Origin of the sequence: Brevibacillus fortis (assembly GCF_003013395.1) — a bacterium.
GTDB lineage: Bacteria > Bacillota > Bacilli > Brevibacillales > Brevibacillaceae > Brevibacillus > Brevibacillus fortis.
Genome location: NZ_PXZM01000082.1, coordinates 1 through 7340 on the forward strand (window position 1 = coordinate 1; position 7340 = coordinate 7340).

Here is a 7340-nt window from a genome sequence, read left to right on the forward strand (position 1 = left end):
GTTTTCAGGGAATAAAAGAAGCCATCCATTTCGGATGGTTTTTTTGTGTTTGCGACTGTACTTTGGGGGAGTCGTAGTTGGACTGGGTTCAGGGTGTACGGCTTCCGTATTGGGAGCGATGATTGCAAATCGGTGGTTTGTGAAGCAACGAGGATTGGTTATGGGTATATTAACAGCGAGTGGTGCAACAGGACAGTTGGTATTCCTTCCTCTTCTTGCAAGCTTGGCGGAATCAGATGGCTGGCGTACGGTATCGTGGGTGATTGCAACAGCGGCTCTGATTTGGTTCCGATCGTGGCTGTCTTGATGCGCGATCGACCAAGTAATAAGGGACTTCAGGCATTTGGCGCAACTGAAGTTGATCAAGAAATAGAAGGCATTAAGCAGAATCCTTTTCGTGCCGCTATTGATGGTTTAGTGAGGGGGTTCCGTTCCTTTGATTTTTGGTTGTTGGCTGGCAGCTTTTTTATTTGCGGTCTCTCTACAAATGGTTTAATCGGTACTCATTTTATAGCTGCAGGCGAAAATTTCCGGGAACATGTAGAGGTAAATATATCGATTGAAAGAAAAAACACCCGAGTGGACACTAGATCACTCGGGTGTTAGTTTTCAGGCTGCGAATATATTGGGAGGATAATGTGGAAAACAGCGCCGTGAAGAGGACCATTTTCTGCTTGGAGACGGCCGTGCGAACGTTCGATGATCGCTCGGGAAATAGCTAGTCCCAGTCCGACATCACCATTTTTTCCTTTCACAAAACGATGAAATAAATGGGGAAGAAGCTCTTCCGGGATTCCCTCACCATCATCTTGTACTTCTATCTGGAGCTGACGTTTGCCTGGTTTTATTTCGATCGTGATCTGATCCTTGGCATGGCGCAAAGCATTTCCAATGATATTCAGCAAGGCTTGGAGAAACTTCCCCTCATCGACGTACACGATGTCATTGGTTTTAGTCGGACGTACAGAAATCGTCACATTGTGCTGGAGCTGCAAAGGGTGTAAACGCTCAATGGCCCGAGTCACCAGGTCTGTAGCGGAATGCCATGACGGATCAAACAAATTCTCTTCGCCTTCAAGCTTGGCCAACAATATAATTTCAGTCACAATATGCTTTAATCGATTGGTTTCCTCTACGATGACATCAAACCCTTTTTCAGCAGCATCACCAACAAAAACGCCATCGCGAATTCCCTCGGCATATCCTTGAATGGACATGAGAGGCGTTTTTAGCTCGTGGGAAGCATTCTGTAAAAATTGCCGCTGGATTTCATGAAAGCGATCGAGCTCTTGGGCCATGGAGTAAACACTATTCGAGACTTCAGCGATCTCGCCGCGAGCAGGAATGAGTTTGACATCGGAAAAACGTCTTGCTTGAACCTTTTTAATTTCTCTTGTCAATTTATGTAGTGGCTGCACCATACTACGCGTAATAAAAAAGCTGAGCAAAATGGTGGATACGGCTCCAATCAAAACGATGAGTAATATGTTATTCGTCATCTCCATACGAATGTCTTTTAGTCCACGTACAGGAGAGGCCAGAATCAGTCGTTGCTTTTCGTCATTTTTAAAAGGCAAGTTAACGACCACGTAATCATCGCTACCGACCATCCATATGTTTCGATTTTGCCTTTTCTCCACTTTTCGCACAAGGGCATCCATCCACTCATTCAAATTGGAAGAAGGCAATGACGTGTAGAGCACCTTTTTCTTTTTGCCTAAGAGCAAAACTTCTATCTTGCGATTGGAGACGAGAAGCTTTTCGAGTTCTGCGACTCCCTCTGTTTCAATCTTTACATTCGATTCGTTCATTTTTTCAATCCAGAATCGACCTTTTAGGTTTAATTCATTCTTTTGCTGCTCGATCAAATTATCCAGCAGAAACGAATTGATCAGGACAGCGGATACCCCCATAACAAGGCAGAGGAGAAGGGCGAACATCAACGTAATGCGAAATTGGATACTCATTCATCCTTCGTCCCTTCCAAAGTTCGCAGGCGATACCCAAAGCCCCAAACGGTTTCGAGAGGGATTTTGTCCAGCTTTTTTCGGATACGACGAATGAGATCATCAACCACTCGATCACTTCCAAAATAATCATATCCCCATATTAGTGAGAGCAGCTCATCGCGGGAAAAAGCTCGATTCGGATGTTCAGATAATAGGCTGAGCACCTGAAACTCCTTTGAGGTCACCTCTATTTCCTCCCCAAAAGAATATACCAGTCGTTTTTCCTTATCTAATACAAGAGCACTGTCAGCAGCTTCTTCCGGGTTTTTGTCTTTGGCAATGAATGGGGATTCTTCCACAAGGGATTTCATCTGCTTCCAACGCTGGAGTGCCCGATTCACGCGTGCAACTAATTCACGAGGACTAAAAGGCTTAGTGAGATAATCGTCACTTCCTAGCTCGAGTCCAAGAATCTTGTCTACTTCTTCGTCACGTGCAGAAACCATGATAATTGGCGTTTCTGAGCCAGTGCGAATACGTCGGCAAAACTCATAGCCATTCATACCTGGTAGCATGATATCCAATACCCATAGATCGGGAGGATTCTCTTGCTCTAAAGTAATAGCCTCTTCGGCTGATTCAACGGCAGTTGTAACATAGCCTTCCTTTTGCAGATAGGCTTCGACGATCTGACGAATATTGATGTCATCGTCTACGATGGCAACGTGAAAGGTCTTCATAGGTATCCTCCGCGAACCTTTAGATTCTCATTTTATTGTACATCTTCAAACGGACTTAAGCAGTTGTTGGAGGCATTTCCCACACTTTTCCCATACTTCCCTACGTTTCTTACAATAGTGTAAGGAATATGAAACCCAAATCGATGGGAGGAAGTGTTCATTCCGTGTAAAATCAAAGTACATTCAATAAACGGAGGGATACACCATGAGAAAACTACTACAGATGATCGCGATTACGTTCGCATTGTTAATCGATACGAAGACAATAATTCGCTCCTCCGAATTGGAAATGGTCGTGAAGCTGTAAAGATGATGACAAATACAAGTTGAGAAACGTGAAATTCTAGGCGCCAGAATGTAGGGGCCTTTTTTGTTTTGTGTGATGACCAGTGTGAAACAGGGCTGGAATATTCAGGGATACTACAAAATTCGTGAGTGTACTACCAAAACGGGGAGAAATTCCGAGGAAATGGATTGATTCTACTGGATTTTTTGGACGTGCCCTCTCTCTATATGGTATAATGAAGTATTGTGATAACCAGTTGGAGGTTTACCCTTTATGGCAGAAGAAACTGCTCGGTTTCCAAAAGTCGATATTAGCCACGAAATGAGGGAATCGTTCATTAGCTATGCGATGAGCGTTATCGTCAGTCGGGCTTTGCCTGACGTTCGCGATGGTTTAAAGCCTGTACACAGGCGTATTTTGTATGCCATGCACGATATGGGTCTTACTCCTGACAAGCCGTTCCGTAAATCGGCAAACGTTGTCGGGGAAGTAATGGCGAATTACCATCCGCATGGTGACTCTTCCATCTATGAAGCGATGGTACGTATGGCCCAAGATTTTAACATGCGCTACATGCTGGTTGAAGGGCAAGGGAACTTCGGTTCTGTAGACGGCGACCCGGCAGCGGCGATGCGTTATACGGAGTCGCGTTTTTCCAAGCTCGCGCTGGAGCTTTTGCGCGATATTGATAAAGAAACGGTCGATTTCATTCCTAACTACGACGGACGCAAAGAAGAGCCGGTTGTATTGCCTTCTCGTTTCCCGAACCTGCTTTTGAATGGGGCATCAGGGATTGCTGTAGGTATGGCTACCAATATTCCACCGCATAACTTGACGGAAGTCGTTGATGGCGTCATTGCCATGATCGACAATCCTGATATTACGATTCAAGATTTGATGAAAATCATCAAGGGGCCTGACTTCCCTACAGCGGGGGAGATTCTCGGTTACAGTGGTATTCGTCGTGCCTATGAAACAGGCCGTGGTTCCATTATTATGCGCGCCAAAACCCAGATTGAAGAGGATGGGAAAGGAAAACCGCGCATCATCGTAACAGAGATTCCTTATCAGGTGAATAAGGCTAGACTCGTGGAAAAAATCGCGGAGCTTGTACGCGAGAAAAAAATCGAAGGCATTACCGACCTTCGTGATGAGTCTGACCGCAAAGGAATGCGTATCGTCATGGAATTGCGACGTGACGTTATTCCAAAGGTTGTGTTGAACAACTTGTTTAAGCATACCCAAATGCAGTCTACATTTGGTGTGAATATGCTGGCGCTCGTTGACAGTCGTCCGCGTGTACTGAATCTGCGCGACATGCTCTATTACTATTTGGAGCACCAACGCGTCATTATCCGCAGAAGGACCGAATATGATCTCAAGCAAGCAGAGGCTCGTGCGCATATCTTGGAAGGCTTGCGCATTGCATTGGATCATATTGACGAGATTATCAGCTTGATTCGTTCTTCTCAAACCACGGAAGAAGCTCGCAACGGACTCATGGAAAATTACTCCCTGTCCTATGAGCAGGCACAGGCCATTCTCGATATGCGTCTGCAACGCCTGACTGGTTTGGAACGAGAAAAAATCGAGAACGAATACCAAGAGCTCATGGTAAAAATCGCAGAACTGCGTGCTATTCTTGCAGACGAAGCCAAAATCTACGCGATCATCCGCGAAGAGCTGGGTGAGATCAAAGAGAAGTTTGGCGATGAAAGACGCACGGAAATTACTTTCGATGAGAATCATATCGAAGATGCTGATTTGATCCCAGAGGAAGATGTCGTAATCACCCTGACGCATGACGGTTATATCAAGCGTCTGCCTGTTTCTACCTACCGTTCGCAAAAACGCGGTGGACGTGGCGTGCAGGGGTTGGGAACCAAGGATGACGATTTTGTCGAGCATCTGTACATTACCAACTCGCATGATTACATCATGTTCTTCACGAGCAAAGGGAAGGTTTATCGCCTAAAAGGATTCGAGATTCCTGATCTGAGCCGGACAGCGAAAGGCACTCCAATTATCAATCTCATACAGATTGAAAAAGGAGAGCGAGTTAGTGCGGTAATCCCTGTGAAGGAGTTTGATCAAGAACATTACCTGTTCTTTGCGACCAAGAAGGGGATTATTAAGAAAACGACGCTGGAGTCCTATGGAAATATTCGCAAAGGCGGACTGATTGCGGTTAACCTGCGCGAGGATGATGAATTGATAGGTGTTCGTTTGACGGATGGCCAACAACAAATCATCATGGGTACTCACAAAGGCATGTCTGTTCGCTTCAACGAGGGAGACGTTCGTACGATGGGACGTAACGCCACCGGTGTGAAGGGGATTACCCTAGACGACGATGATGATGTCATCGATATGGACGTTATCAAACCAAATGCAGAAGTGCTCATTGTAACTGCGAATGGTTACGGAAAACGGACCCCTGTTGATGAATACCGCATTCAATCGCGTGGCGGTAAAGGAATTAAGACACACAACGTAACCGATCGAAGCGGTCCGGTCGTTGGTCTGAAAGTCGTTGAGCCTGAAGAAGATCTGATGATTATTACCACTTCTGGTATCATCATTCGCACAGAAATGAAAGGTATTTCTGTGATGGGGCGTTACACGCAAGGTGTTAAACTGATCCGTTTGTCTGAAAACGAGCAGGTGGGATCAGTCGCCAAGTGTCCTCCAACTGAGGAAGAGGATATGCCGGATGAAGATGCGGAAGAGGGAATCGCAGATTTGCAAGACGGGGAGACTGTCGAAGCAACAGATCCTACCGATCCTACCGAACCGACAGAAGAATAAAAGAAAATCACGACGAAAGCGTCCCGCATAATGCGGGGCGTTTTTTCGTGTAAGTGCAGAAAGTTTATCTTAACCAGTGCTTTTTTCCTGCAAATGGTTTGGGTTTGGAGTAAAATTGGGAAATGGATACTATATCATTAACAAGTTGGATCGGGTGGTGAGCAGGTTGCCCAATGTGGAAGTGAAACAACTGACTCTTGGAGCAAAATTGGCTGAAGACGTATTAACAGCATTGGGAGGCATTCTTTTTGCAAAAGGAACCCCTCTCTATGAAAGAGAAGTTCAATTCTTAGAAGCGTTCATGATCAAGCAGGTACAAGTAGAGGATTCAGGAGGGGCTTGGACTGACCAGGGCGAACCAACTAAGGTAGATACGCCAGAAGCTTCTGATAAGTTTACTCAAGTGAAGCCTGTGTTTCAGGAGTCATTTGATAAAGCAGTGTCTACACTGAAAAATTTGATGACCCGCGTACAAGGCGGCAATAACATACCGGTTATGGAAGTCAGAGAAGTTGTGACGCCGATCATTACGGAGTTTCAGGAGCAACCTCAAGTTCTCCTCTCCCTTCGGCGTTTTGCAAGGATGGATAGCTATGCCTATGAGCATGCCATAGCGGTTGGGATTATTTCTTTTATGATCGCAAAATGGATCAAGGTACCTGAAAAGGAATGGATGCAGGTCGCATTGGCGGGTACATTGCTCGATATTGGAAAAACGAAAATTGATCGGCGGATTTTGCAAAAACCAGGGAAGCTTACACTAGACGAATTCGAAGAGATGAAAAAGCATACCGTTTATGGCTACCAAATTATTAAGTCGTCTCACGGTTTAAGTGAAGGTGTAGCATTAGCGGCTTTGCAACATCATGAGCGAGAAGATGGTTCAGGCTATCCGCTAGGTTTGCCTGGTTCTAAACTGCATTTGTACAGTAAAATTGTCGCTGTGGCTGATGTGTATCATGCAATGAGCTCGGATCGTGTTCACCAAAAGGCATTGTCTCCCTATCAAGTAGTGGAGCAATTAGTGCAGGATAGCTTCGGGAAACTAGATCCTACCATTGTTCGGACATTTGTGGAGGGGATCACTCAATTTGCTGTAGGAACGCTCGTTGAATTAAGTGATGGAACAATCGGGAAGATCGTCTTTACAGATCGTAATCACCCAACGAGACCAATGGTTGAAACAGGTGGAAAAATCGTAAACTTGGTCGAAGCCAGACATTTATCTATTGTGAGAGTAATGGAACAGTAAGAAAGAGAGGCGAGTGATTCGCCTCTCTTTTATTGTGACTTAAATAAATTCAATTTAATTATAAAAACCTCTTGTACAGTTTAAAAATACGTGATAAGATACATCTTGTCGCTTCGGTTGAAGCAACACTTCAAGAAGAAAAGTTATAAAAGCTATTTACTTCTTGAGCAATGTTTGATAGAATATTGAATTGTCGCCGCTAAGCGGAACAAGATTTTTAAAAAAAACATCTTGCAAAAGCCTAGACGGCATGATAAGATAGAAAAGTCGCCTCAAGAGCGACGGACAAAATGCTCTTTGAAAAC

At 44.9% G+C, this 7340-nt stretch carries 6 protein-coding genes; 4 read left to right on the plus strand and 2 right to left on the minus strand.

The genetic code is table 11. The annotated features are described in order from the left end of the window. Nucleotides 1–307: MFS transporter (locus C7R93_RS30885; RefSeq protein ID WP_244191698.1), on the plus strand; the 307-nt coding region annotated here is incomplete at its 5' end. Beyond that, nucleotides 307–606 carry a hypothetical protein gene (locus tag C7R93_RS30890; RefSeq protein ID WP_244191699.1) on the plus strand — a complete coding sequence of 100 codons (300 nt, stop codon included), beginning with the start codon at nt 307–309 and terminating at the stop codon, nt 604–606. The genes C7R93_RS30885 and C7R93_RS30890, both read left to right, overlap by 1 nt. Here C7R93_RS30890 and C7R93_RS29790 read toward each other — a convergent pair. Both C7R93_RS29790 and C7R93_RS29795 read right to left on the minus strand, forming a co-directional pair. Continuing rightward, on the minus strand, nt 603–1967 hold the full coding sequence (locus C7R93_RS29790) for a sensor histidine kinase (RefSeq protein ID WP_106842163.1): 1365 nt from the start codon (nt 1965–1967) through the stop codon (nt 603–605). The two genes, C7R93_RS30890 and C7R93_RS29790, sit on opposite strands and share 4 nt — an antisense overlap. Continuing rightward, nucleotides 1964–2689, minus strand: coding sequence for a response regulator transcription factor (locus C7R93_RS29795; protein ID WP_106842164.1), 726 nt, complete (start codon nt 2687–2689; stop codon nt 1964–1966). The genes C7R93_RS29790 and C7R93_RS29795 overlap by 4 nt, the downstream gene beginning before the upstream one ends. 559 nt (nt 2690–3248) lie before the next feature. On the opposite strand from C7R93_RS29795, the gene gyrA reads away from it, so the two are divergent. Then, nucleotides 3249–5783, plus strand: coding sequence for a DNA gyrase subunit A (gene gyrA / locus C7R93_RS29800; protein WP_106842165.1), 2535 nt, complete (start codon nt 3249–3251; stop codon nt 5781–5783). Nucleotides 5784–5949: 166 nt separating this feature from the next. Then, complete coding sequence (locus C7R93_RS29805) at nt 5950–7035, plus strand: HD-GYP domain-containing protein (protein WP_208637864.1); 1086 nt, start codon at nt 5950–5952, stop codon at nt 7033–7035. The last annotated feature ends 305 nt before the right edge of the window (nt 7036–7340 follow it).